This is a genomic window from Marinomonas rhodophyticola (genome assembly GCF_026113935.1).
Lineage (GTDB): Bacteria > Pseudomonadota > Gammaproteobacteria > Pseudomonadales > Marinomonadaceae > Marinomonas > Marinomonas rhodophyticola.
This window is the reverse complement of record NZ_JAPEUL010000007.1, coordinates 643,729-668,715: the sequence shown is the minus strand read 5'-3', so window position 1 is coordinate 668,715 and position 24,987 is coordinate 643,729. Positions and strand designations below refer to the sequence as shown.

The window sequence follows — 24,987 nt, the reverse complement described above, 5'->3', positions numbered from 1 at the left end:
AGGTGAATTGAATGAACACAGAATCAATAAACTGGAACAGCGACCAAATCGCAGGACACGACGCCAACAGCAATCCAATTACCGTGGGGGAATTGGTCGCTGCCATAGAAGGATACGAACTGCTTGTCTGCATCGCCTCCATGCCAGACAGCATGCGTGACAACCTAGCCCGCGCCGCTGCCGAAAACTACCGCGTTAAAAGCAAAAATGAACAGCTAGAACGCACGGTGAAAGAGCTAGAAAGCCAGCTCAACACCTCTTTCTCACGAATCAGCGACCTACTCGCAGAACGTGCAGAAATAGACAACAGCAAAGCACTAGAAATCTTAGCCATCTACGCCAACCCAAAACACTGGCGCAACCCATACAACCAGCATGGAGAGCTGGACGCGCAACAACAAAGCGTCTTTGCCAAAGGCTACCACGGCTTTGAACTGGCCATGTCAGTGCTGAAAGACAAACAACAAGCGGCTTAAAAAACAGGGAGAGTAATCATGCTAATTCCAATTAAACCTGAAAACTACAAAGACATCACCATCGAGCAACCAGAGTTCGAAAGACTAAGTATTCCAGCAAAAATCATTCGAGCTGCACAATTATTTAGAGCTAAAAAAGATGTCCGTTTTTACTTAAAGGGCATCCTTCTTGATCCTCAAGGGTATATTTCGGCTACAAATGGACACATAGCCATTCGCATTGAATGTGAAGAATGTAAGCGTCTTTCGAAGCAAATGATCATCGACATTAAGGGCAGAAAAATCCCTAAAAAAGCGACCAAATTAGATTTGGTAAGTATGAGTAGTAAGCATGGCGTCATCCTAATGAATGGCGCATCAGATGAAGTTAGGTCTTTTAGTGTTATAGATCATAAGTTTCCAGATATGAACAAGGTTATGAGAACTCTACCGCCAAGCCCAGCAAAAGAAATTCAGGTAGATCCAAGCTACATGAAAGAAATCGCAAAAGCACGGAGCATCTTAGGCTTTAAAAAAGGCCCAATCATAATGAAATTCAATGACGGCGATCCGATTGAAATTAACATTCCATCAAGTGAATTTGCCGCCAAAATTGTACTGATGCCAATGAAATATTAAGGAGAAGGATGATGAGCCAAATCAAACCCAAGTGGCCACGCAAACAACGCCTAAGCGAATACGCAAAAAATAACTTCGTTGACCCCAAAGCAGAACGAGCAAACCTATGTCGCCAATGTCGTCAAGGTGAGCTTCCTGCAACAAAAGAAGGGAACATCTGGTTTATATGGGTTCTACCCGATGGATCAGCCGCTTACGGCTATTCAGAAGACAAACCAGTACAGAAGCAGGCAAAAATGGATCGACCTAAAACAGGCAATGCCATTGCTGATGCTATTCTTTCAAACTACGTAATGGACAAAGGGATTGAGCTAAGATGAAGCCTCGTAAGAACAAGTTATGCGCCAACCTTAAAGTCATCACTCGCCCGAACGGCAGTAAATACTATTACTACAAAATGCCCGATGGCACTATGGAGTCACTAGGTCGAGACATCCCTAGCAAAGTTGCTGAAGATGCCGCTATGGCGCTTAACATTGCTCTTAACAACCAAGAATCACTCATCAACCGCATATCAAAACGCGCCGAAGAACTGCGCAACTACAACCCACAAAACCCGCCCATGTCGCAAGTCATAGACGAATTTAAAGTCACCAACCTTGATGCCGCACTTGAACAAGGCAAACAAAGTAAAGAAACCATTGAAAGCAAAAAATACAAGCTAGACGAGTACATGGCCAACTGGGCCAAAATTCGAGTGCAAGAAATCCGCACCTTTGACCTCGCCAATCTAGTCAAAACAAAAACACCGCACGCCCAGGCAAAGCATGTCCCATTATTGCGAGAGCTTTTTCGCTATGCCGTCACCACAGGCTATCGAGACGACAACCCAGCCAACGAACTCAAAGCCGCCACGCCAGAACCAAGACAACGCGAACGACATACACTCAGTGGCTATATGAAAGTCAGAGAAGCCGCTCCAGATTGGCTAAAACGCGCCATGGACATTGCCATGTACAGCCTTCAACGTCGAGGCGACCTAGTAGAGATTCAGTTTTTAAAAGACATCAATCTACAAGAGCGGACCATTCGAATACTGCAACGCAAAACCCAACGATACAAACACCCTGTTTTTATCGATATAGCCATGGGCGATATTTTATGGAATTCAGTTCAAGACGCCATATCAAGCAAAACGCATTGCCCTTACTTAATACATTGCCGCCCTCTACGAATGGACAAACGCGACATGGCAGCCAAACCCCACCCTTTTTATGTTATGCCGGATTATTTAACAAAGCAGTTTCGTAAATGGCGAGACAAAAGCGGCGCCTATGATCACCTAGCACCAAAAGAGCGCCCCATGTTTCATGACATACGAGCACTAGGCATTATGCTTTATCACAAAGCCGGTTACCCGAAAGAGTACATCATGGCATTAGCTGGCCATGCAAAAGAAAGCACAACAGACCACTACATAGAAGGGCATGAAAAACCTAAGCCACTTCGAGTCGCGGCAGAATTAGACATCAGCAGCATCGCAATAGAAGACATAGATTGGCGGCAAAACAAACTTCCGCCAGAACTGGCAAAATTAATCGATGAAGAGGGCTAAACAGCCCTCTTTTTTTGGCCTGAACGAAAACATCAGCATAGAAAGCCTAATCCGCGTCCACTAAACAGCAAAAAAACACCATGAAAAATGCTTAGAAACAGGCATCGTTAGGAAATTTTTCGGAAATTTTAAGGAAATTAAAAACAAAAAAAGGGCCTACGAATTAACGTAAGCCCTTGATTTTATTACTTAATTAGGTGGTAGGACTAGGCGAACTCGAATCGCCGACCTCTACCATGTCAAGGTAGCGCTCTAACCAACTGAGCTATAGTCCTAAAAAGTGTTGGCTATTATACGCAGAGGTTTGCTTTTGACAAGCCCTAGAACACACTTTTTGAAGTCTTTGTTTTAAAACTGTTTATTCGTCGAATGGAACGAGCAGTTCATGACCAATAACTTCGTCAATTAGACCGTAAGGTACTTTGTATTTTTTGTCTTTGAACCTAACCAGTACATAGTCGTAGCACATTTCGATCACGGTGCAGTTGACGATGACACCCTTGTCGATAACCCGAATGATGTTGTAATTTCTTAACGTAATAGCCATGTTTGTTTCCCGCTTTTAGGATTCACCTACGTCTTTTAATTTTTTCTGCAACTGACGAATCTGGTCTCGATAACCGGCTGCCAGTTCGAATTTCAGTTCTTCTGAGGCTAACATCATTTCTTTTTGCAGTTGGATCATGGCTTTACGAACTTGAGCCACGTCTTCCATGCTTTCCACTTGGTAATCTTTTGCCGTCTCAGCGACTTTCTTAGTTTTGCTGCCGCGTTTGCCCGCACCTGGGTTATAAGCGCCCTCCATGATATCTTCAACCGATTTGGTGATACCAACTGGCGTGATACCATGTTCCTCGTTGTAGGCCTGCTGTTTTTCACGACGACGATCGGTTTCATTAATGGCTCGCTCCATAGAACCTGTGATGCGATCCGCGTACAAAATGGCTTTACCATTCACGTTACGGGCGGCTCGACCTATGGTCTGAATCAGCGATTTTTCCGAACGCAAGAACCCTTCTTTGTCAGCATCAAGAATGGCCACCAGACTCACTTCTGGGATATCCAAGCCTTCTCGTAGCAAGTTTATACCAACCAAGACATCAAACTCACCCAAACGTAAATCACGAATGATCTCCACTCGCTCTACGGTATCGATGTCTGAATGCAAATAACGCACTCGAACGCCATGATCACTCAGATAATCACTTAAATCTTCCGCCATGCGCTTGGTCAAGGTGGTCACCAAAACCCGCTCGCCGATTGGCGTACGCAGATTAATTTCAGATAACAAATCGTCAACTTGCGTCGCTACGGGGCGCACTTCTAAAATAGGGTCAATCAAGCCAGTCGGGCGTACAATCTGTTCGACCACCCAATCTTGATGCTCTTCCTCGTATTTGCCCGGTGTGGCTGAGACAAAAATCGTTTGCGGTTTAATCTGTTCCCACTCTTCAAATCGCATTGGGCGATTATCAAGAGCTGAGGGCAAACGGAAGCCGTATTCGACTAGGTTCTCTTTACGAGATCGATCGCCTTTGTACATGGCACCGATCTGTGACACGGTCACGTGGGATTCGTCGATAACCAACAAAGCATTGGCTGGTAAATAGTCAAACAAAGTGGGCGGTGGCGAGCCTCTTCCCTACCCGATAAATAACGCGAATAGTTTTCTATGCCGTTGCAGTAGCCCAGCTCTTGCATCATTTCTAAATCGTATCGTGTACGCTGATCAAGGCGCTGCATTTCGACCAATTTATTCAGCGACTTTAGCTGCTCAAGGCGTTGATCTAACTCTACCTTAATGCGCTCAATGGCGGCTTGCACAGTTTCTTTTGGAGTCACATAGTGAGTTTTCGGATAAATGGTGACACGCGGCACTTTACGAAGTGTTTTATTGGTTAACGGGTCAATCATCGATAAGGTTTCAACTTCGTCATCAAACAGCTCGATACGAATCGCGGTGTCTTCAGAGTCCGCAGGAAACACTTCAATCACATCTCCACGCACACGAAAGTTACCACGCTCTAATACCAAATCGTTGCGGCTGTATTGCAGCTCTGCCAAACGTCGTAACACATCACGCTGATCAATGCGATCACCTCGGTCAAGGTGCAACATCATTTTTAAATAAGATTGTGGATCGCCCAAACCATAAATCGCTGAAACAGTGGCAACGATAATGACGTCTTGTCGTTCCAGTAACGCTTTAGTCGCAGACAATCGCATTTGCTCTATGTGTTCGTTGACTGATGCGTCTTTTTCAATAAAGGTATCCGATGCGGCCACATAGGCTTCTGGTTGGTAGTAATCGTAATACGAAACGAAATACTCTACGGCATTGTTGGGAAAAAACTCTTTGAATTCTCCGTAAAGCTGTGCCGCCAGTGTTTTATTATGCGCCATGACAATAGTGGGACGCTTCACTTGCGAAATCACATTGGCAATGGTGTAGGTTTTCCCCGAGCCTGTTACCCCAAGTAAGGTTTGATGGGCTAAGCCCGCTTCAACACCACGCACGAGTTTTTCTATGGCTTTTGGCTGATCGCCCGCGGGTGAGTAAGGTGAAACAACTTGAAACTCTTGCGACACGGATTTTTCCCCAAGCTATACAATTGACTCCATAGATTAACAAATTTTGCAGAAAAGGTCTGGTATTTAGAGTATTCATCTAGACGACTTTAAGGAAGAGTCGGAAAAACTTCCCCGTTAGACTTTATTAATTTCACTATCAAATATAACATAAAGACATATTCTTATAACGCTTCATATAAAACACAGACATCACTACGATTGGCAACAATCAAAGTCTGCCCTGAGCGTTCACCCAGCGACCTAGAAGGGTAAAATTTTAAGCGAGTCACATGAAAAAATTGGAAAGATATTTCCCTGCTCTGAGTTGGCTTAAAGGTTACTCACGCGCTGATCTGCAAACCGATACTGTAGCCAGTTTCATTGCCACTATTTTATTGATACCGCAAAGTATGGGTTACGCTTTATTGGCAGGATTACCCGCTGTAACAGGCCTCTACGCTGGCATTATTCCTTCTATCTTATATGCTTTTTTGGTACAAGCCGCACACTGGCTGTCGGCCCTGTTGCTGTCACCTCCATGATGACAGCGACCATTCTGATGCCATTCGCACTACCAGGAAGCGAACAATATGCCGCCATTGCCATGATGTTGGCGTTTTTATCGGGGGTATTCTTAATATTGATGAGCCTATTAAAAATGGGCTTTCTGTCTAATCTACTCAGCCATCCTGTTATTTCTGGTTTCATTAGTGCTTCCGCTATATTAATCGCAGTAGGACAGTTCAAACATTTAATTGGCGTCCAGGCTCATGGCAATAATCTTATCGAGCTGACGCAAAGCATGATGCGGCATATCCAAGACATTAATTTGCCTACTGTGCTTTTAAGTACCATTTCCATCCTATCTTTAATATTACTCAAACGTTATCTCACCCCCATTTTGAGCAAACTTGGCCTGTCAGAGCATTACGCTCAAATGCTTGGAAAAGCGGGGCCGGTTATTGTTGTGGTAGCCACCACCAGCAGTGTGGCTTTGTTTTCCCTAGACACTCTCGGAATTAAAATTGTTGGCGATATAAACACAAGCTTACCCTCCATTCCTTTCCAACAATTTACAGTCGATGCCATGATTGATCTATTACCGGGAGCATTTCTGATCAGTATTGTGGGCTTTGTTGGGTCTGTTTCTGTGGCTCAATCCTTCGCTGCGAAACGCAAGCAAAATATCAACCCAAACCAAGAGCTGGTTGGATTAGGCTTAGCCAACTTAGGCGCGGCATTCAGTGCTTCTTTTCCCGTAACTGGCGGCTTTTCGCGGTCGGTTGTCAACGTCAGCGCAGGGGCAAAAACCCCAATGACAGGCATACTCACGGGGTTGTTAATGCTAGTAACTTTGCTCTTTTTCACGCCGCTTTTTTATTACCTGCCAACCGCGGTACTAGCGTGCAGTATTATTATCTCGATTTTACAACTTATTGAATTCAACAACCTGTTGAGGCTTTATCGCTTTTCGAAACAAGAAGCACTGGGCTTATTAGCGACTTTTTTTGTCGTGTTGTTTGTCGGCATGGAAACAGGAATAATCGTCGGCGTCTCGTTATCGCTTTTATTCTTCCTTTGGCACACTAGCCATCCACATATTGCTGTGGTTGGCCGACTCCTCGGAACAGAGCACTTTCGTAACGTAAAACGTTTCGACGTAGAAACAGACCCAGAAGTTATCACCATTCGAATTGATGAAAATCTTTTCTTTGCTAACGCGAGAGTCCTTGAAGATTATGTCTTAACATTGGTCTCTCAACATAAAGACATGAAACATCTCATTCTCATGTGTAATGCAGTCAATATGATAGATGCTAGCGCATTAGACAGTTTGGAGACCATTGACGACAGATTGAAATCCGCAGGTGTCATGCTGCATTTCTCTGAAATTAAAGGGCCTGTAATGGATAAATTAAAAGAGTCGAGCTTAGTCACAAATCTGAGCGGTCAGATCTTTTTAACCCAACATCAAGCTATGAAGGCTTTAACCAAGCAGCAAGCAGAAATATGATCTGCCTGCTGCAATTGAGGCTCAAAAAGCCATGTTAATTGACCGAGGCATTATCGCCTGCCGCCGATACTCTTAACAGATCTTTGTTACGAGACAATAACGCGTCACCAATACCTTTTACCTCAGACAACTGATCAATCGATTCAAAACGACCATTGGCGTCTCTATAAGCAATAATGGCTTCGGCTTTTTTTGCGCCAACACCGGACATAACCGCAGCAAACTCCGCCGCCGTGGCAGTGTTAATATCCAAAGGCGTGGCAGCAAAAAGTGAGAAAGGCACAAGAGACAGTGCAGCAACAAAAAGTGAACGAGAAATGTAAGTACGAAAAATACGAGAGAGATTGGTCATAGAAAAATCCTTTTCAAAGTCTTAACAAAAGATGGCATCTTGCCAATAAAAAACCACTTACTATGTCGACATAAGGTCAACACAAGTAAGTGGTTTTAGAGTAAAAGCTTTTTAGTCAGACTTCAAGGGTCTTTTTTGTCTGATATCAAAATGCCACAAGAGAGATTACGACAACACACCTAGATCACGATTTGCTTGAGTCAACACGGCAATAGGATCACTAGCCTGAGTTATCGGACGCCCCATGACTAGGTAATGACTGCCTGCCGCCATAGCCTCCGCTGGTGTCATAATACGCTTCTGGTCGCCCTGATCCGAACCAGTAGGACGAATACCAGGTGTCACTAACACAAAATCTCGTCCCAAGTCCGCAGACAACATACTGGACTCTTGCGCAGAACAGACCACCCCATCCATGCCAGAAGATTTCGCCAACGCCGCCAAACGTTTAACGTGCTGCTCAGGCGTCGCGTCAATACCAATTTCTAAAAGATCCGCTTGATCCATGCTGGTCAGAACCGTTACCGCAATCAATAAGGTCTTGTTATCGGGTAATTGCTGCAACGCATTCGCAGACGCTTCCATCATACGACGGCCACCAGTCGCATGAACGTTTACCATCCACACGCCCGCTTTAGCCGCCACAGTCACCGCGTTCGCCACTGTATTTGGAATATCATGAAATTTAAGATCGAGAAAAATGTCGAAGCCTAGCTTATGCAACTCATCCAAAATCACAGGACCTGCTGTCGTAAACAACTCTTTGCCGACTTTGACTCGACACTGGCTAGGGTCTAGTCGTTTCGCCATCTCAACGGATTGCGCCATGGTTGGGTAATCTAGGGCAACCACTATAGGGGATTGGCAGCTCATTCAGTGTCCTCTTTTCTTTCGGTTTCTATCGTTTATAAGTATCACAAATACACGCTTTGCTTTATTCACCTTCCAAACCATGAATTGGCTTTACCACGCCCCAATTTTTACAACTAGGACACTGCCAATGCAATTGATGTCCAGGAAAACCACACTGGCGACATTGATATTTGTGTTTTGCCTGTACGAGTTGATCAATCAGCTCGAATAACACCACCAAATGTTGTTGGTTGTAACCTTGAGAATCGGCGAGCTGCAAACTAATCAGCTCTTTAAAACCTTTAATCGTGGGGTGTAATCTTAATTGTTCAACCAGAAACATCTCGGCGTAGTCTTTATCTGTTTCCATGTAATGCTGAACCAGCGCCATGATTAAAGCCGTAGAAGGCTTCTTCTGATTCTGTTCTTGCAAAAACTTAATGTAACCACCACTGCCCCACACTTTTTGATAACACTCTTTTAACTTAGGGATAATGATGGAAATAAATTCTGGGTCTTGTTCTGCTGCGTGCTTTAGCTCTTTAATGGCGTCACGATAACGCCCTTGGCTATTTAATACATCGGCCGCGCCAATACTCGCTCGAACGCAGCTAGAGTCCACCTCTAAAGCTTGTTTATAATACTGAAAAGATTGCTTCCATTGCTCTTTTTTCTGCAACTCTTGAGCCATCTCACAATGAAAATGCGCCAAGCGCTTAATCTCTTTTTTGGTCGGCGCTTCTTTGATCAACTCAGAGCCAATTTGTATGGCCTTGTCCCAACTCTGCTCAAATTCATAAAGATCGACAAGCAAAGTGAGTATTTTAGGCTGAAATTCCGTTTTGCGTGACGTTGACGCCATATTCAATAATAAGCGCCCTGCTCTATCTAGCAAACCAGCCGACATGAAATCACTGGCAAGCTCTAACTGCACCATACGCATTTCACGCTGGGATATCTCAGGACGAGCGAGCAAGTTTTGGTGTATGTTGATGGCCTTTTGTATTTCACCTTTTTTACGAAATAAATTACCTAGTGTAAGGTGGATATCAAAGGTATCAGAATTGACTTCGAGAGAATCAACAAAAGCGTCAATGGCCTCAGAATGTTGATCGTTCAGTAGATGGTTAAGACCACGAAAATAATCAGTCGGAATGCTTTTTTTGGTTTGCTTATTTTTCTTGGTCGGATTTTTACGCCCCATTGCCCAGCCAACAAAGAGCGCGACAAACAGAACCAAAAACAACCCAATTTCGGTCAACTCACTCACTCCTTCTCAACAGAAAGCTCTTTCGCAATAGAAGCCTTACGCAAAGAATCTACTTCATCTCGTGCTTTTTCGTATTTACGAGTTAATACCTTGATCTGACGCTCACTGCGTAAATAGGTAACTGAGCTAACCAACAAGGCAACACAGGCTCCAACAGTAAAAGATATAATGACATAGAGGGCGACGCTAAGTTCTGGCCCTTGCCAAAAAACAAGATCTAATGGGATTAGTTGTGGATTGCGGATGGCAAAAAACACACCCACGGCAAGAAAAAAAACAATGAGTACTGTGTAAGTAACTCTTTTCAGCCATTTAAGCATAAAACAACCTACCAAAAAATATAATGGCGTTATTATGCCGTGGTAGCTAAAAAAATTCGAGGCATAAGACGTAAATTAGTTAAGTTCGTTAATCTCACTGTCTTCAGGCAAATTAACCAATTCTCTCAATTCTTTGCCCGGTTTAAAGTGCGGCACGTACTTGGCTCCCAGTTCAACAGACTCTCCCGTTTTAGGATTTCGGCCAATTCTGGGTGCTCTGTAATGCAGAGAAAAACTACCGAAGCCTCTTATCTCTATGCGCTCACCATTCGCTAAGGAATCAGACATATGCTCCAGCATTGCTTTGATTGCTTGCTCTACATCTTTCACCGGCAAATGGGATTGCTGATCGATTAGCAGCTCTATCAGCTCAGATTTTGTCATTACTGTCCTCGCGACTATAATTTGATCACTGTGTAAGACTAGCTAAATTTAGAAAGAAAGCAATAAGTTAACGCTATTTAGAATGCTTTTTACATGTTTTATTCTAGTGAAATAGAGAATATTACGAATGGATGCATTACACAACTAGCATAGATGCTGTCTAGCTTTTATAATATTGCCCATATTTAACACATTGGAAGAAATTATAATGAGCTATAGCAAAATCCCTGCTGGCAAAGATGCACCAAATGATATCAACGTGATCATCGAGATCCCAGCACAAGCAAACCCAGTAAAATACGAAGTTGATAAGGATATGGACGCGCTTGTCGTTGACCGCTTCATGACCGCTCCCATGTTCTATCCTGCCAACTACGGCTATGTTAACCATACGTTAGCAGATGATGGTGACCCAGTTGATGTTTTGGTGATTACGCCTTACCCAGTGGTTCCAGGTTCCGTTATCCGCTGCCGCCCAGTTGGCGTATTGAATATGTCTGACGAAGCCGGTATGGACGCAAAATTGGTTGCTGTTCCACACGAGAAACTAAGCAAAGAATACGGTCACATCCAAGATGTAAACGATATTCCACAACTGCTACGCGATCAGATTGAACATTTCTTCGAAAACTACAAAACCCTTGAAAAAGGCAAATGGGTAAAAGTAGAAGGCTGGGCAAACGCTGACGAAGCAAGAAAAGCGATTGTTGAAGGCATCGAAGCTTACAACGCTCAGTAATTCGTTCAAGCGATTTACTTTAGGCATAAAAAAACCGATCCTAGGATCGGTTTTTTTGTGCCTCAGACTTTCATTCAGCAAAGTCTGAGGCGTGTGTACATCTTACTCTAAAGAATCCAAGTAACGCTCTGCATCCAGCGCAGCCATACAACCTGTACCGGCGGAGGTGATTGCTTGGCGGTAAATATGATCAGACACATCCCCAGCAGCAAAAACACCTTCAATGCTGGTTTGAGTGGCATTACCGTGGGTACCAGATTGAACTTTTAGGTAACCATCGTGCATCTCAAGCTGACCTTTGAAAATATCCGTGTTTGGCTTATGACCAATGGCCACAAATAAGCCCGCAACCGCGATGTCTTTCTTCTCGCCTGTTTCGTTATTCTTGATACGAATACCCGTTACGCCAGCGTCATCGCCCAACACCTCTTCTAACTCAGAATGCCATTCGATTTTCACATTGCCGTTTTTCGCTTTTTCCATCAACTTATCCGCTAGGATTTTCTCAGAACGGAATTTGTCACGACGGTGAATAACGGTAACTGTTTTCGCTATGTTAGAAAGGTAAAGTGCTTCTTCAACAGCCGTATTACCACCACCAATCACAGCAACATCTTGATTGCGGTAGAAGAAACCATCACAGGTCGCGCAAGCAGATACACCTTGCCCCATGAATTTTGTTTCGCTCTCAAGACCCAAATACTGAGCACTCGCACCAGTGGAAATAATCAAAGCATCACAAGTATAAACACCACTGTCACCTTCCAAACGGAATGGACGGTTTTGCAAATCCACTTTATTAACATGATCAAAAATAATTTCCGTTTCAAAACGCTCAGCGTGCTTACGCATACGCTCCATCAGCTCTGGACCTTGTACGCCTTGATCATCACCTGGCCAATTATCAACCTCGGTAGTCGTGGTCAACTGACCACCCATTTGCATACCGGTAATCATCACAGGATTCAGGTTCGCACGGGCAGCATAAACCGCTGCGGTGTAGCCAGCTGGACCAGAACCTAAAATCATTAATTTAGCGTGTTTCACATCGCTCATGTCATTGCTCCTGTAAATGAATGTTTGCCAGACTCAACAATGCGGTCGGCTAAAATACTGTGACAAATTCTAACGAAAATCGGCTGAAATTCTTAGAGAAAAATACTAATTACTAAAATAGGGACTTTCTATGAGTTTTCAAGTGAGCAAGCAGAGCATTCTGGATCTTGACTTAGACGTATTTCACGCCAGCTGCCTTCAAAACCGTCAAATAGCCTCAATACGCCATGCTTAACCTTTCCACAACCACTTGCCAGCTTTAATGCTTCTAGCGCCTGATAAACACCAAGTAAGCCAACAACAGGAGCGACAATACCACTTTCGTTACAGCTTAATTGCTGATCCGACAAAGAAGGATATAAGCACTCATAACAAGGCGTTGATTGTTGATGATACAAGAAACTCACCAACTGCCCTTCCCAGCGAATCGCTGCCGCGCTGACCAGTGGTTTTCTCAACAACAGACAAGCACGGTTGATGGCTTTTCTTGCCGTAAAGTTATCCGTACAGTCCAACACCACATCTGCCTGTTCTACAGCACGAAGCAAAGAATTGTCTGCCAGTTTTTGAGCAATCACTTCGATTTGAACGGCTGAATTTTTAAGCGCAATCTGCGCCGCCGCCGCATCGACTTTATTCAGGCCAAGCTGATGTTCAGCATAAAGGACTTGGCGTGGTAAATTGCTGCACTCTAGTTGGTCGCCGTCCGCTAACACTAATGTTCCCACGCCTGACGTAGCCAAATAAGTCGCCGCAATATTCCCTAATCCACCTAAGCCAATAATCAATATTTTAGCTTGGGCAAGATTCAATTGCCCCTGTATATCAAAATTTGGCAGTAATAACTGTCTACTATAACGATCTAACTCTGATTCGTTCATTTTCACCTTACTTTCTTCTTGCTAATCCTGCCCGACTGGTCAATTCTTTGCTAAACTCACTCTATTATTTTATCCATGAGCATCGATATGAAGTTTCCGGTCAACGCAAACTCAAACATTACTTCCCAGTTTCTCAACCTAAACCAGCTCTGCCTAAATCAGAAGTCCGTCCAGATAAAGACACTTACATCGTTGGTTTGGATGAAACTATCGTCGATGTGGTCGCTAATGTCTCGGATCAATTTTTAAACACATTTAGCATCCAAAAAGGATTGTCGAATCTTGTCGATGCCGACACAGCCTCTGCGATATATGATGAACTCACTGCACAAAACAGCATCTCAGATCATTTTGCTGGCGGCACTATTGGCAACACCATACACAATTATTCCGTGCTAGCTGATGACAAATCTGTGCTACTTGGCGTCATGTCTGCCAATATTACCCTAGGTTCACCAGCTTACCATTATATCTGCCATACCAGCAGTAAAGTCGATATGAATCACCTTCAAGGCGTTGCTGGGGACATCGGCCGTGGCATTGCCTTAATCACACCTGACGGTGAGCGCACTTTTGCGATCGCCCTGGGGACATGGACGAGCCTCAATACGGAACACATTCCGGAAAATATTATCGCCGGTGCGGCTGCTCCTGGTAACTTGTGCTTACCCTTTACGCCATCAGGGTAAACCCATCAAACAGGCCATGCTAACCGCCCTACAATATGCCCATCAACATCATGTTCCAACCGCTCTTACATTAGGCACCAAACACCTTGTAGAAGATAATCGTGAAGAACTGCTCGAATTAATCAAAAACTACGTCAACGTACTCGCCATGAATGAATTAGAAGCCGAAGCGTTAACGGGATTATCAGATCCATTGCAGGCGGCCAGTGCCATTCTTGATTACGTTGATCTTGTGTTATTAACCGCAGGGCCAGACGGCATGTATCTATGCGGCTATACCGATGATGAGCTAAAACGGGAAACTACACACCCTATTAAATCGGGCAGCTTGGCCGATTTTAATCGTTGGGAATTCAGTCGCCCTATGCTGCGTGAAGCTTGCAAACACCCCGTAAAAGTCTTCTCTCATATCGATCCTTACATGGGCGGCCCCGAAAAAATTCGCAACACCAATGGCGCGGGTGACGGCGCCTTATCAGCATTGCTGCATGATATTTCTGCGAACCACTTTCACAAAGAAGCCATTCCAAACTCCAGCAAACACTTGGCGCTCCTTTTTGGCCTATTCCTCTTTTGCCCAAATCTGTAAATACTCGAACCGCGTAAGTTATGAGATATTAGCGCAAAACGCGTCTCGATTATCCCGTGGCTTACCAGAAAAGAGAAGACAGCCTAGAAGAAGCTTACTGGGAAAGATAACCGTTCAAGCTTTTTAGCGACATAAAAAAACCATGCATAAGCATGGCTTTTTTATGTCGTTCTAAACTCTAGATCGCTCTAAAAAGAATGGATTGGCTCTTAATTCATCGCTTCGATGCCAAGTGCATCGTTGCGCTCAAACATACGATTGAGTTCCAACAAAATAACCAACTCATCTTCTTTTTGGTAAACACCTTGAATAAATTTCAAGGCATCGTCATTACCTACGCTTGGACTTTGCTCTATTTCACCTTGATACAAATAGAATACTTCTTGTACCGCATCGACCAACAGACCCACTTGTTCACCATCATGCCTCGGCGATGATAATGCGCGTGTCATCGGTAATAGTGCACCTCTGGCCAGTCCAAAACGGACGCGTGTGTCCACTACCGTCACAACGTTACCGCGTAAGTTTACGATGCCTAGTACATAAGAAGGCGCACTGGAACGGGAGCTATTTCGCTATAGCGTAGCACCTCTTTAATCTGCATGACGTTGATACCATAAGTTTCGTCAATCAGCTTAAAAGTCAGATACTGCAACAACTCGCCTTTCTTATTTTCAGATAAGGCTTTCCCTTTTTCTTTAATAGGTGCTAATTCAGACATGGCTCACATCCATATTCAATTTGATTAAAGTACTGTAGAACTCGTTACTGCTTTTGTCTAGTGTAAACAAAGAGTAACGAGTCTACGAGCAAAGTTAAGTAACAATTAGTTGTCTTGTTGTATCCAATCTATTGTCCAATTTCCATTTGCGTCAGACATGTTCTTTTCTAAGTGCCAAATTTCAGCGGTTTCCGATGTTTCATCGCCTTCTTTGATCCAGCCTGAGAACTGTAAAGAAATAGACGCTGTCGAACCGATAAGCTCACCACGAACCAAGTCAACCATCAAAGAGATCACTTCAGTACGAGGCTTGTTGTCGCCATGCTTAGCACGCTCTTCAACCAACAAGTTGTAAAGCTCTGGGCTGACATGACAATCTAAAATTTCATTAAAATTATTATCATCCCATGCTTTTTGCAGTGTGATGTAATGATTTTTCGCTTCTGCAGCAAAGGCCTGCTCATTAAAAACCAGGTGGCAATTGAATGTCTGGAGTAGCACCGAAACCGCCTAATATTCCAGCCATTGGTGAAGGCCCCGAACGCTGTCGCGAGTTGATTCAGGCATTTCACGGAACATACCATTTGTGCCAGCTTGTTGAGCCGCTGCTGCAGCGCGACGTTTTGGCGCGATGAAAAACTTGTAGATCAAGAAAACCAATCACAGCGAATAACAAGATATCGCCAAATGAAATACCATCAAATGCACCACTACCTAGCAAGGCTGCAAAAATACCGCCTGCTAATAGAACCGCCTAACAGACCACCGCCTAGACCACCCAAGAAACCAGTGCTCTTTTAGCACCAGCCGCCGCGGCCGTAGAATTGGTCGCACTCGCTGGCGCCGCTTTTGAGGCCCAGACACAGAAAAGCTTTTACCAAAACTCTCTACCACCACCAAGCTTTTTAGCATGGACATCGGCACTATAGCCCCCCGCCCCAATTGCCAACACAAACGCCAACAGCATGGCATACACAGATGTTTTCACGGTATTTCTCCTATTATTTAAAATTCACTAGACCTACGGCATTGCGTAGGTCTGAAATCATTTGCCTTGCTCGCGCTCGCGCTTTTCCGCACCCGATTGTAGTATTTCCTCGACATGAACAGGATTTGCTATCAATTCTGGGATACTTTTCACGCGGCTCACTCAGTTGACCATTGATCAGGGTAAAAAGTTCCTTCTTTGCTTCGCCCCTAAGCAATACCCTCTGCAAAATTCTGACGCATTTGCCGAGTTTGTTCTGGTGTCGCAAACGCTTTATAAATATCAAACACAGTAGAGTCATCAGGGTCTTTCGCTTCCGGTTCTAACAGGTTGGTTTTGATTTTATTGATGCCTTTTTGTAGCTTTTTCTCAGTATCAAATAATGGAATCGTATTGTTGTAACTCTTGCTCATCTTACGACCGTCTAAGCCTTTAAGAATGGAGCCTTCTTCACCCACCACCGCTTCCGGTAATACGAAATGTTCACCAAATAAATGGTTAAAACGACCAGCAATGTCGCGCGCCATTTCAATATGCTGTATTTGATCACGACCAACCGGCACTTTATGGGCGTTAAAGGCCAAAATATCCGCCGCCATTAACACTGGGTAGCAAAACAAGCCCATAGTGATACCAAAATCTGGATCTTGGCCATTAGCAAGATTGTCATCTACCGCGCCTTTGTAAGCATGGGCGCGATTCATCAAGCCTTTTGCGGTGACGCAGGTCAGTAGCCAATTCAATTCAGCAATCTCAGGAATATCAGATTGACGGTAAAAAGTTGCTTTATCCGTGTCCAAGCCACACGCTAGCCAGGTCGCCGCAATTTCTAAACGAGACTGTTTCACACGCTCTGGATCCTGACACTTGATCAAGGCATGATAGTCTGCAAGAAAGAAGTAAGATTCCGTATTGTCTTGACGGCTCGCTTCGATCGCTGGACGAATGGCTCCCACATAGTTACCTAAGTGAGGAGTTCCTGTGGTGGTGACACCGGTTAAAACAATTTCTTTTGCCATTGTTGCTACTCTTTCCTACTTTACACAATGTTGAAATGTTGCTTACCCTACCATAAAAAAACGACCGCAAGAATCACGCATTACGATTATTTAATCTGATGTTTTACAAGCTTTTTTACATCTTCAGCAGATAGTGGCGCCGAATAGTAAAATATCAATGCCAAAGCTCGTCAATAAGGCCTGAATAACGTTCAATACGAGCACTCGTTGCACTCCGAATTAAGCCGCTCGATCCCCATAACGCAAAGGATCTCTTCGCTCGAGTAATACCAGTATAAAGTAACTCTTTGGTTAATACTGGCGAAGGAGTGATAGGCAATAACAGAGCCACATGATCAAACTCTGACCCTTGAGATTTATGCACAGTCATGGCAAAGACCACTTCAAACTCACTCAAACGACTCGGCAGCAAGCCTGTAAAACAACCATCAGGCTGCATAAACCACACTCGAAGACGCTGAAACTCATCAGGCATACAAAGACCAATATCGCCATTAAACAAGCCCAATGCCGCATCATTTCGGGTTAGCATCACGGCTTTCCCCGGATACCAAACATGGGGATCTTTTACTCGTCCTCGCTGATAGAAATACTGCTCCAGCTGAGCGTTCACCTTCTCGACACCAAACTCCCCTTGGCGAACCGCCGTCAGAATCTGGTAACGTGAAAACACCTCATAAAGTTTGGCAATATCAAGGTTCTGACGCACCGCTTCCCAATAATCATCATACCCTTTGGCGAGAGTCGCAATATCGGCCTTGGTCTGTCCTTCTTCTGGCGTTCGCCATTCAACATCCGTGTTATTAGACTGCAAGCAACGTAATACCGCTTGGCTGTCCCCAGCGTTCATGGCTTTTGCCAAGTATCCAATGCCACTATTGGCATCAAAGCGATAGCTGGTTCTTAGCAAGGTCAAGGCTCGACTAATTGGCGGCGCTGACGCATTACCAAACGGCGCAAGGTTTTCTCCAGTAAGACGGCTCAGTCGCTCAGCCCATTCTGGTTGAAAGTAAACCTCTTCGATGCCATAGGATAAATCCCCCAGTACACTGCCCGCTTCTACCGAAGCCAGTTGATCTTTGTCACCCAGCAAAATCAGTCGTGCCTGAGGCGGCATAGCATCAATCAATTTCGCCATCATTGGCAAATCCACCATAGACACTTCATCCACCAGCAACACATCCAAATGTAAGGGGTTTGCTTTATTATGCTTAAAACGACTGCGGCCAAAATCGCTTCCTAACAAGCGATGCAAAGTACTAGCTTGCTCTGGAATGGCAAGCTTAACCTCATCACTTAATGGCAAACCCGCTTTGGCTTTTGAAATGGATTCCGTTAGACGCGCCGCGGCTTTGCCGGTTGGCGCGGCTAACTCAATACGCTAACACCTTACCTTCAGCCAGCGACTGAGCCACTAGCAACGCCAAAAGACGAGTCACAGTGGTTGTCTTTCCCGTTCCTAGAGCCGCCACTGATCACCGAAAAAGGTAAACTTGCCGCATTGGCGACGGCCACTTTTTGCCAATCTACCGCGTCGGCTTTATTGGGAAACAGCGTTGCCAATAACGCCGCATCCACAGCAAAAGGCGCCACAGTAAATTGCCCCTTGAGATACGTCAGCACTTGTTGCTCATATTGGAAATAACGATACAAATACAAACGCGTGCCCGCCAACACCATAGGGCGTTCAACCACACTGTCTGCCGACGAAACCAGACAACTTGCCAGCAAGACTTGGCACCAAGCCGACACGCTCTTCACACCGCTCTTTTCCAATGCCGCTCTTAATTCTTCTAGATCAATGCCTTCTGGTGGTCTTTGCCAAATATTCGCTAGATCGATACAAATATGGCCAGCCCCAAGGTACGCGCTGCATAAGGCTCCGGCGATATGCACAGCACTCTTATTTACCTCTGAATTGCCTTCTTTGGCATGTTGCGCCAGCTGCTCAATCCACTGACGATCAATCGCTCGTAAAACCCCTTTAGCTTGCCAAGCAGACAAACTAAATGACGTCGTAGCAGATGGATTTTCTTCGCGCGCTTTTTCATCAAGAGAGTCGAGCAAACCTAGCTGATTAGAAAAGTCCATATTGCACTACCTCATCATTCGATTTGCTATCCATGGATTTATCACTCTGAGCCTTGCCACTAAACAGCTTATCGAGCGCAGTCACATGCTCAAGCGTTAAACGGTTTTGAAAAACACCCGTTTGCTGCCCTACTCGCATGCCACGCAAAAACAAATACACCACGCCGCCCATGTGTTTTTCATAGTCATAATTCGGCAAACGCTGCTTCAACAAGCGATGTAAGGCCAAGGTATAAAGCTGGTATTGCAAATCGTATCTGTGCTCGGCAATAGCATGAACTAATCTCTCTGGCTCGTAATCAGCCAGGTTATCCCCAAGTAATTGGACTTATAATCCAGCACATAATAACGGCCTTGGTATTCGAACAATAAATCGATAAAGCCTTTTAACATGCCTTTTAATGGACGATCTTGAATCATCGGCGCAATACGCGATACCTTATCGTGTTCACGAGAAATGCGGTCCAGCTGCAAGGCATTCATGCCGGTCACCGGAATAAAAAACTCCATTTCTTTGCGACAAGCCGAGGGTGCCAAACGCCCCAAGCTCATTTCCGTCATTAACTCGGTATTAATAATATCGGGCAACCATTCGCTCAATACGTCTTGCCATTCGCCAAAGCCCTGACGCTCGTAAAAATCGATCATGCGCTTACGGTGACTGGTTTTTAATAAGTCGTTAAAGCTCGGATTAGCAGACACATCATGCAGGGCTTTGCCTTCCAGCGTATCATGCAAGAAAGTACCAGGTTTGGCGCCTTTGGGAAAAGTAAAGCGACTCTTTTGCGGCTCAAGCACGGGGTCAGACAGATCCGTTTCATCCAATAAAGGATCGACAAAACGCGCCATCTCATCCAAGCCTGGCACGCTTTCATCGTGGTATTCTTTGTCTTCCACTACAAGAGAAGAATAACTCCCCACCCACCAGTCTCGCTCTACACGCCCAGTAAAATCTCGCGCACGGGGTTCAACTAAGTCGGCTTGCGCCATTTTGAATCGTGGTAGGCTCGGAGGCTCATTAGGTAAATCCAACAACTGCATTTGACCATGCTGATAACGCCCACAAAGGCGTTCGATACTTGGGTACAAATCACCAGCCTCAAGCGGCTCGCCTTCGCCAATCAAGGCACCTACACCACTAAGATGCACCTCTGATATCGCGCCACGAGTTTTATTCGCCCCTTTTCCTACCTCCATGGCACCGATAAAACACGCTTCTTTGGAGCGGGTTAACGCCACATAAGCCAAACGAATTTCGGCCGCATACAACTCTTCTTTGTGCTGCTCGGTTTGCGCTTCATCAGGGTCAATGGCGATCCACAATTGCTGTTGCGCATCGTGGTATAAAGCCGATTTGTCTTGATCTCGATACGGCGTAAACGCAAACGGCAAATACACTATCGGATATTCCAAGCCCTTACTTTTGTGAATGGTGACAATCCGCACCAACTCCGCATCGGTTTCAAGGCGAATCTTTTGCTCATCACTATTGCCATTCGGCGTTTGAATCGCCAACCTGAGATAACGCAAAACGCCTTCTTTGGAATCCAACTCAAGGGACTTTTGCTGTAGCTTTTCGGTCAAATGCAGAAAGTCGGTTAAGCGACGTTCACCACCAGTATGGCTGAGCATATTCGCCGCCAGTGACACGTCTTGCATAAACTCACGTAACATAGGCAGCAAGCCTTGCTTGTCCCAAATAGCTAAATAGTCGCGGAACGCCTGCCCCCATTTTTCATACACCACATCATCGTGATTGAGCGTATCCAAATCTTCCAACGACCAATCCACTAAGCTGGTTGCCAAGGCCGAACGCAATTTGCTTTCTTGCCCATTGGATAATATCGCTGTCAGCACAATCAGTAGCTCGCGCGCCTCAACGGTTTCAAACACCGAGCCTTTGTCACTCAAATATACACTGGCGATACCGCGCTGACGTAAGGCGTCTTTCAAGGCATTGGCTTGACTAAAATTGGTCACCAACAAGGCAATATCTTTTGGTCGCACGCCTTTGCCATCAATAAGCGCAGAGCCTTGCTGCCCTTCTAGCAACAACTCATGAAGGTGCGCCGCGCAGGACTCCGCCATGGTCTGACGATACTCTTTTGCCGATACGGGTTCGTCACTGCGTTGATATAAAAACTGCAGCGCCGCTTGCGTTTGCCCTTGTCGAGTAAAGCCACTGGCAACACCACGATCTTGCACCTCAATAAAAGGAATCCGGTGACGCGAAAGGGTTCCGCTTGGGTAGTAAAAAGTCCATTGACTGCCTGAATCATAGCTGCAGAGGAACGGTAATTCGTTGCCAAGGAATACACACTGTCGACACGTTTTTTAGCCGCCAAATAGGTGTAAATATCCGCGCCACGAAAGGCATATATCGCCTGTTTTGGATCACCGATCATGATCAAGCCAAGCGTATTTTGATCTACCGTCGCTGGGGCATAAATGGTGGAGAAAATCCGATATTGCACCGCATCTGTATCTTGAAATTCGTCGATTAGAGCGATCGGATAAAGATGGCGAATGCGCTCTGCCAACTTGCCCGCTTCGTCTTTCGTTAGCGCCACATCGAGAGAGGTTAGCAAATCCGTAAAAGTCAGCGACTGCGTACTGCGCTTCCAGCGTTTCATGCGCTCTTGGGTTTGCTGCCAAAGCTGAGTCAACAAGACGGCTTTTAATCGCCCTGCATCCGGAAAGCTTTCGCGCAAGGCTTGCACCAAACCAAAGAATTCATGAGCAGGCAGATCCCCGCCTTTGCTCAATCGGCTGGCGTGTTCATTGCTATCAAATTTTTCGAGGCTCTTGTCTAGCTCGAAACGGGTTGAATGTGCCCATTGCGTGATGGCTTGAATATCTTTCGACGGATCTTTGCGCCAAAACGTGCGTTTTATACCACTGCGCTCAAGGGCATCAATGATGTCTTGCGATTGAGCTAGCCACATGGAGCGAACCGCTGCCATGGTTTGTTGAGCCTGACTTAGCGCACTTTCCCAATCGTAATCTGGCACGGCGATTTTGGCGTCAGGCTGGTTATTCAATAAATATAAATCTTTCAACAAAGCATCTGGATTCGACCAAATCGGCTGAATCAAGGCCGCCTTGGTGTCGTCCATTGGATAAAACACGCTACGCCAAACGTCCTTCACCGCCATAGACAAGGGCGCCAATTCGTCGGTTTCAATGGTTTGCTGGAACAGCATGCGACTTTCAAAGGCGTTTTGACTTAGCATACGCTGACAAAAACCATGAATGGTAAACACCGCGGCTTCGTCCATTTGCTTTTCGGCGTACAGCAGTTTTTCAATGGCGCCCGCGCGCTGATCGTCTGACATTTGCGCCAGCCAGTCCGCCAGAAAGACATCGCGACTTTCGCCTTGCAATAAGGCTTTTCGCGCGGCTCGTATGCGCCCACGAATCCGTGCTTTTAACTCGGCGGTGGCGGCCTCGGTAAAGGTCACTACCAAGATCTGATCCACTGTGAGCGGTTTATCTAAATCACCGTTATTCCCAGATAAAGACGGCCCACTCGGCACCAGCAAACGCAGATACAAGTTGGCAATGGTGTAGGTTTTCCCTGTGCCTGCGCTGGCTTCGATTAAGCGTTTGCCAAACAACGGGAAGGTTAAGGCATTAAGCGGTTCAGGAATCATGTTCAAGGCGTCTGCATTAGCAGAAACGGACTCGTTAGAAAGACTCATTCCATCTCCTCCAAATGACGATGCATGGGCAACCAAATTTGCTCACACAAAGCGACAAACTGAGCTTTTTGCGACTGTAAATCGGGGAAATAACGCTGCCAATAAGCATCGTCGACCTCGCTACGAGTAAAGGCACTGCTGTTGTCTTGATACTGTTTCAACGCTTGCTCCCAAGCGATATCAGGGTCTTCTTGCGTTTTGCTCGCACAATAACTTTTGCACCATGCGTCAGCACTTTTCGCGGGCAAGGCAATTGGCTGACACAAGCCTTGCTGTAACAACGCCAACATCTTGTTTAGATAGTCTTGGGCATCGTTTGGCGGAATGATAATAAAACTGTGCTGAAGCAACTTGCCAGTTTTACTCAAATTAATAAGATGATGCTGCTTTGGCGTACCTTGGGCGCACAAGGCCAAATGCTCGATCCACGCCTGCATTTTTTGATGAGCGGATAAATCGCCAATGCGATAAGACAAACGCGTCGTCGCCGTTGGTAAATCCAACCACGCCTGCAAAACAAGACTGCCAAGGGTTAAATTTACTTCAATGGGCGCGCATTCCTCCAAGGCATAGCCCTGTAACACAGACAGCAACTGACGACATTGACCACGACTCTGCTGCAAAGACAAACGCCCTAACGCGCCGTAAGGCAAGGCACCCGTTAAGGACAAACGCTCAACAAACGAATCTTCATCGTCTTTTAGCATGGCTTGTAGCAAGCCTTCACGCAATTGATAGCCCGCCAAGCCATCTAATGCGAATGGTTCGTCCTCTTTTTCTTCCTCTTCTGGCAAGCTCAAATAGGCTTTTAATCGGCGCTGAGTAAAGTAACGCGCCGGATGCCCAATAAAACGCGACAACTCATCAAGAGCCAGCTCCAATCTTGGCTGCTCTAAACCATCCAGTGGAAGAAACGCTTGTGGCTCATTATCCACCGGAACACTTAATAACGCCGGCAACCATTGATCGTCATAGCTGTATAAGCGTTTATCAAATTGAACGGCCGATTGTTGCGATTGAACGTAATAAGCGGCATTAAAAGGCTGCAACGGATGCTCAAGAATCAGTCGCTCTAACAAGGCTTTCTGCGCCTCGTCTGGCGCCAATGTTTGGTCACCGTCAAACACACAACTTTGACCTATGTATTCCAACAACTCACTGACTAAAATAGACGCATTCTTTTCGCTGTTATCTTGAATACTGCGACCAACATAACTGATATAGAAACAATCTCGTGCCGACATTAAGGCTTCGAGAAACAAGTATTTGTCGTCTTCTCGTCGGCTTCGATCGCCGCTGCGATATTGCCCGACCATCAAATCAAAGCCCATTGGTGCGACGCTTCGAGGATAATCCCCCTCGTTTAAGCCCAATACACAAATGACTTTAAACGGCACCGAGCGCATGGGCATCAAGGTGCAAAAGTTGACGCGCCCCGCTAGGAAACGCTGTCCGCCTTGGGACTCTTGCAACAATGGCGAGAGCAACTGACGGATTACTTGCTGATCCAATGGCGCATCAAAATACGCTTGCTGCCACTGCAGCGTTAACGCATCAAGCTGCTTACTCAGCAGCACCTGAAAGGCATCGTCTTCGTCCACCAAAAAGAAGCGTTCCGCTAAGTAATACAAGGTCGAAATCCATTCTTTCGGCGTAAGGGATTCCATTAACTTGGCTTGTGCATCGTTAATGGCAACCAAAAACTCAGCGAGTTTACCGGCCACAGAGGCTTCTAAACCTTCCACATCACCGTAACTTAATGTGTCTTGCCAAATATGGTCATGTCCCATGGCATAACCCAATAACATTCGACGCACGCCATTCAGCCAAGTATGAGATTCTTGCATCGGTAAATCGTGCTGCTGAGCGGTTTTGCCATCCAACCCCCAACGAATGCCAACTTCTGTCGACCATTGTCGAATACGCTCTAACTCGTCAGCGGTTAATTCAAAACGCGCCAACACCGCAGGCACTTCTAATACGCTGATCAATTCTGACAAGGTGAAACGACTTTCGCCCAAACCAAGCAAATACAAATAGGCATCGACAATCGGGTTTTCCATGCCGCCAGATTGGTCAATCAAGGCAAAGGGAATCTGTT

General features: G+C 45.5%; 23 protein-coding genes, 1 tRNA gene and 4 pseudogenes. 9 read left to right on the top strand and 19 right to left on the bottom strand.

What is annotated here, in order from left to right:
- The first annotated feature begins 11 nt into the window (after positions 1-11).
- Genes ONZ52_RS11885 through ONZ52_RS11870 form a run of 4 tightly spaced genes read left to right on the top strand, consistent with a single transcriptional unit; the run spans position 12 to position 2,649 of the window.
- Positions 12-476 carry a hypothetical protein gene (locus ONZ52_RS11885; RefSeq protein WP_265218826.1) on the top strand — a complete coding sequence of 155 codons (465 nt, stop codon included), beginning with the start codon at positions 12-14 and terminating at the stop codon, positions 474-476.
- 18 nt (positions 477-494) lie between these two features.
- A complete protein-coding gene (locus tag ONZ52_RS11880; protein ID WP_265218825.1) occupies positions 495-1,094 on the top strand; it encodes a beta clamp domain-containing protein in 600 nt (199 codons plus the stop codon).
- 8 nt (positions 1,095-1,102) lie between these two features.
- Positions 1,103-1,414 (top strand): hypothetical protein, encoded by a 312-nt coding sequence (locus ONZ52_RS11875; protein ID WP_265218823.1) that lies wholly within the window; start codon positions 1,103-1,105, stop codon positions 1,412-1,414.
- Positions 1,411-2,649, top strand: coding sequence for a tyrosine-type recombinase/integrase (locus ONZ52_RS11870; protein WP_265218822.1), 1,239 nt, complete (start codon positions 1,411-1,413; stop codon positions 2,647-2,649). The genes ONZ52_RS11875 and ONZ52_RS11870 overlap by 4 nt, the downstream gene beginning before the upstream one ends.
- A 198-nt stretch (positions 2,650-2,847) precedes the next feature.
- Here ONZ52_RS11870 and ONZ52_RS11865 read toward each other — a convergent pair.
- The 3 genes and pseudogenes from ONZ52_RS11865 to uvrB all read right to left on the bottom strand — a co-directional run bounded on the left by ONZ52_RS11865 (position 2,848) and on the right by uvrB (position 5,238).
- Positions 2,848-2,924: transfer RNA gene (locus ONZ52_RS11865), tRNA-Val, on the bottom strand.
- Positions 2,925-3,007: 83 nt separating this feature from the next.
- Positions 3,008-3,196, bottom strand: coding sequence for a hypothetical protein (locus ONZ52_RS11860; protein WP_111606279.1), 189 nt, complete (start codon positions 3,194-3,196; stop codon positions 3,008-3,010).
- A 15-nt stretch (positions 3,197-3,211) separates the two neighbouring features.
- Positions 3,212-5,238: pseudogene (uvrB, locus tag ONZ52_RS11855) on the bottom strand (excinuclease ABC subunit UvrB).
- A 272-nt stretch (positions 5,239-5,510) separates the two neighbouring features.
- Between uvrB and ONZ52_RS25395 the strand changes: the two are divergent.
- Positions 5,511-6,661 (top strand): annotated as a pseudogene (locus ONZ52_RS25395) (SulP family inorganic anion transporter); the annotation flags it as partial.
- Positions 6,662-6,748: 87 nt separating this feature from the next.
- Positions 6,749-7,234: an STAS domain-containing protein gene (locus ONZ52_RS25390; protein WP_428981179.1), complete on the top strand. Its 486-nt coding sequence runs from the start codon at positions 6,749-6,751 to the stop codon at positions 7,232-7,234.
- Between the two features lie 34 nt (positions 7,235-7,268).
- Here ONZ52_RS25390 and ONZ52_RS11840 read toward each other — a convergent pair whose 3' ends face one another.
- The 5 genes from ONZ52_RS11840 to ihfB form a co-directional block, all read right to left on the bottom strand.
- The gene (locus ONZ52_RS11840; protein ID WP_265218818.1) at positions 7,269-7,586 is read right to left on the bottom strand and encodes a ComEA family DNA-binding protein; all 318 of its coding nucleotides are present in this window, start codon (positions 7,584-7,586) and stop codon (positions 7,269-7,271) included.
- Positions 7,587-7,751: 165 nt separating this feature from the next.
- Positions 7,752-8,459: an orotidine-5'-phosphate decarboxylase gene (pyrF, locus tag ONZ52_RS11835; protein WP_265218817.1), complete on the bottom strand. Its 708-nt coding sequence runs from the start codon at positions 8,457-8,459 to the stop codon at positions 7,752-7,754.
- 61 nt (positions 8,460-8,520) lie between these two features.
- Positions 8,521-9,708, bottom strand: coding sequence for a lipopolysaccharide assembly protein LapB (lapB, locus tag ONZ52_RS11830; RefSeq protein ID WP_265218816.1), 1,188 nt, complete (start codon positions 9,706-9,708; stop codon positions 8,521-8,523).
- A complete protein-coding gene (locus ONZ52_RS11825; RefSeq protein ID WP_265218815.1) occupies positions 9,705-10,028 on the bottom strand; it encodes a LapA family protein in 324 nt (107 codons plus the stop codon). The genes lapB and ONZ52_RS11825 overlap by 4 nt, the downstream gene beginning before the upstream one ends.
- 75 nt (positions 10,029-10,103) lie before the next feature.
- On the bottom strand, positions 10,104-10,412 hold the full coding sequence (gene ihfB / locus ONZ52_RS11820) for an integration host factor subunit beta (protein ID WP_111606285.1): 309 nt from the start codon (positions 10,410-10,412) through the stop codon (positions 10,104-10,106).
- Between the two features lie 208 nt (positions 10,413-10,620).
- On the opposite strand from ihfB, the gene ppa reads away from it, so the two are divergent.
- Positions 10,621-11,151 carry an inorganic diphosphatase gene (ppa, locus tag ONZ52_RS11815; RefSeq protein WP_111606286.1) on the top strand — a complete coding sequence of 177 codons (531 nt, stop codon included), beginning with the start codon at positions 10,621-10,623 and terminating at the stop codon, positions 11,149-11,151.
- Between the two features lie 102 nt (positions 11,152-11,253).
- On the opposite strand, the gene trxB is transcribed toward ppa, so the two are convergent.
- Together trxB and ONZ52_RS11805 are read right to left on the bottom strand one after the other, a co-directional pair.
- On the bottom strand, positions 11,254-12,207 hold the full coding sequence (trxB, locus tag ONZ52_RS11810) for a thioredoxin-disulfide reductase (RefSeq protein ID WP_265218814.1): 954 nt from the start codon (positions 12,205-12,207) through the stop codon (positions 11,254-11,256).
- A 128-nt stretch (positions 12,208-12,335) separates the two neighbouring features.
- Entirely contained in the window at positions 12,336-13,088 is a 753-nt protein-coding gene (locus ONZ52_RS11805; RefSeq protein ID WP_265218813.1) for a HesA/MoeB/ThiF family protein, read from the bottom strand.
- A 47-nt stretch (positions 13,089-13,135) separates the two neighbouring features.
- Between ONZ52_RS11805 and ONZ52_RS25050 the strand changes: the two genes are divergently transcribed.
- Both ONZ52_RS25050 and ONZ52_RS25045 read left to right on the top strand, forming a co-directional pair.
- The gene (locus tag ONZ52_RS25050; protein WP_346433237.1) at positions 13,136-13,777 is read left to right on the top strand and encodes a carbohydrate kinase family protein; all 642 of its coding nucleotides are present in this window, start codon (positions 13,136-13,138) and stop codon (positions 13,775-13,777) included.
- Positions 13,778-13,793: 16 nt separating this feature from the next.
- Positions 13,794-14,366, top strand: a complete 573-nt coding sequence (locus tag ONZ52_RS25045) for a PfkB family carbohydrate kinase (RefSeq protein WP_346433236.1) — start codon at positions 13,794-13,796, stop codon at positions 14,364-14,366.
- Positions 14,367-14,575: 209 nt separating this feature from the next.
- Here ONZ52_RS25045 and ONZ52_RS11795 read toward each other — a convergent pair.
- From ONZ52_RS11795 to ONZ52_RS11755, 9 genes and pseudogenes are all read right to left on the bottom strand, one after another.
- A pseudogene (locus ONZ52_RS11795) lies at positions 14,576-14,970 on the bottom strand (chemotaxis protein CheW).
- Positions 14,971-15,192: 222 nt separating this feature from the next.
- Positions 15,193-15,588, bottom strand: a complete 396-nt coding sequence (locus ONZ52_RS11790; protein WP_265218812.1) for a Tim44 domain-containing protein — start codon at positions 15,586-15,588, stop codon at positions 15,193-15,195.
- Positions 15,589-16,088: 500 nt separating this feature from the next.
- Positions 16,089-17,094: pseudogene (gene trpS / locus ONZ52_RS11785) on the bottom strand (tryptophan--tRNA ligase).
- 154 nt (positions 17,095-17,248) lie between these two features.
- Entirely contained in the window at positions 17,249-18,421 is a 1,173-nt protein-coding gene (gene recD, locus ONZ52_RS11780; protein WP_265219404.1) for an exodeoxyribonuclease V subunit alpha, read from the bottom strand.
- Between the two features lie 68 nt (positions 18,422-18,489).
- Positions 18,490-19,185 carry an exodeoxyribonuclease V subunit alpha family protein gene (locus tag ONZ52_RS11775; protein WP_265218811.1) on the bottom strand — a complete coding sequence of 232 codons (696 nt, stop codon included), beginning with the start codon at positions 19,183-19,185 and terminating at the stop codon, positions 18,490-18,492.
- Positions 19,172-19,435: a PDDEXK family nuclease gene (locus tag ONZ52_RS11770; protein ID WP_265218809.1), complete on the bottom strand. Its 264-nt coding sequence runs from the start codon at positions 19,433-19,435 to the stop codon at positions 19,172-19,174. The genes ONZ52_RS11775 and ONZ52_RS11770 overlap by 14 nt, the downstream gene beginning before the upstream one ends.
- Positions 19,436-19,464: 29 nt before the next feature.
- On the bottom strand, positions 19,465-21,273 hold the full coding sequence (locus ONZ52_RS11765) for a 3'-5' exonuclease (protein ID WP_487349005.1): 1,809 nt from the start codon (positions 21,271-21,273) through the stop codon (positions 19,465-19,467).
- Positions 21,231-22,886 (bottom strand): UvrD-helicase domain-containing protein, encoded by a 1,656-nt coding sequence (locus tag ONZ52_RS11760; protein ID WP_265218807.1) that lies wholly within the window; start codon positions 22,884-22,886, stop codon positions 21,231-21,233. Before ONZ52_RS11760 ends, ONZ52_RS11765 begins: the two co-directional genes overlap by 43 nt.
- Positions 22,883-24,970 carry an exodeoxyribonuclease V subunit gamma gene (locus ONZ52_RS11755; protein ID WP_321160306.1) on the bottom strand — a complete coding sequence of 696 codons (2,088 nt, stop codon included), beginning with the start codon at positions 24,968-24,970 and terminating at the stop codon, positions 22,883-22,885. Before ONZ52_RS11755 ends, ONZ52_RS11760 begins: the two co-directional genes overlap by 4 nt.
- Positions 24,971-24,987: the final 17 nt, after the last annotated feature.

What these genes read in the sequence shown, in the direction of transcription:
- ONZ52_RS11775 (WP_265218811.1), bottom strand. Translation starts at nt 19,185, where the DNA reads ATGGACTTTTCTAATCAGCTAGGTTTGCTCGACTCTCTTGATGAAAAA.
- ONZ52_RS11825 (WP_265218815.1), bottom strand. Translation starts at nt 10,028, where the DNA reads ATGCTTAAATGGCTGAAAAGAGTTACTTACACAGTACTCATTGTTTTT.
- ONZ52_RS11765 (WP_487349005.1), bottom strand. Translation starts at nt 21,273, where the DNA reads ATGGCGGAGTCCTGCGCGGCGCACCTTCATGAGTTGTTGCTAGAAGGG.
- ONZ52_RS11760 (WP_265218807.1), bottom strand. Translation starts at nt 22,886, where the DNA reads ATGAGTCTTTCTAACGAGTCCGTTTCTGCTAATGCAGACGCCTTGAAC.
- ONZ52_RS11875 (WP_265218823.1), top strand. Translation starts at nt 1,103, where the DNA reads ATGATGAGCCAAATCAAACCCAAGTGGCCACGCAAACAACGCCTAAGC.
- ppa (WP_111606286.1), top strand. Translation starts at nt 10,621, where the DNA reads ATGAGCTATAGCAAAATCCCTGCTGGCAAAGATGCACCAAATGATATC.
- ONZ52_RS11805 (WP_265218813.1), bottom strand. Translation starts at nt 13,088, where the DNA reads ATGAACGAATCAGAGTTAGATCGTTATAGTAGACAGTTATTACTGCCA.
- ONZ52_RS11885 (WP_265218826.1), top strand. Translation starts at nt 12, where the DNA reads ATGAACACAGAATCAATAAACTGGAACAGCGACCAAATCGCAGGACAC.
- ONZ52_RS11880 (WP_265218825.1), top strand. Translation starts at nt 495, where the DNA reads ATGCTAATTCCAATTAAACCTGAAAACTACAAAGACATCACCATCGAG.
- ONZ52_RS11840 (WP_265218818.1), bottom strand. Translation starts at nt 7,586, where the DNA reads ATGACCAATCTCTCTCGTATTTTTCGTACTTACATTTCTCGTTCACTT.
- ONZ52_RS25390 (WP_428981179.1), top strand. Translation starts at nt 6,749, where the DNA reads ATGGAAACAGGAATAATCGTCGGCGTCTCGTTATCGCTTTTATTCTTC.
- pyrF (WP_265218817.1), bottom strand. Translation starts at nt 8,459, where the DNA reads ATGAGCTGCCAATCCCCTATAGTGGTTGCCCTAGATTACCCAACCATG.
- trxB (WP_265218814.1), bottom strand. Translation starts at nt 12,207, where the DNA reads ATGAGCGATGTGAAACACGCTAAATTAATGATTTTAGGTTCTGGTCCA.
- ihfB (WP_111606285.1), bottom strand. Translation starts at nt 10,412, where the DNA reads ATGACAAAATCTGAGCTGATAGAGCTGCTAATCGATCAGCAATCCCAT.
- ONZ52_RS25045 (WP_346433236.1), top strand. Translation starts at nt 13,794, where the DNA reads ATGCTAACCGCCCTACAATATGCCCATCAACATCATGTTCCAACCGCT.
- ONZ52_RS11870 (WP_265218822.1), top strand. Translation starts at nt 1,411, where the DNA reads ATGAAGCCTCGTAAGAACAAGTTATGCGCCAACCTTAAAGTCATCACT.
- ONZ52_RS11860 (WP_111606279.1), bottom strand. Translation starts at nt 3,196, where the DNA reads ATGGCTATTACGTTAAGAAATTACAACATCATTCGGGTTATCGACAAG.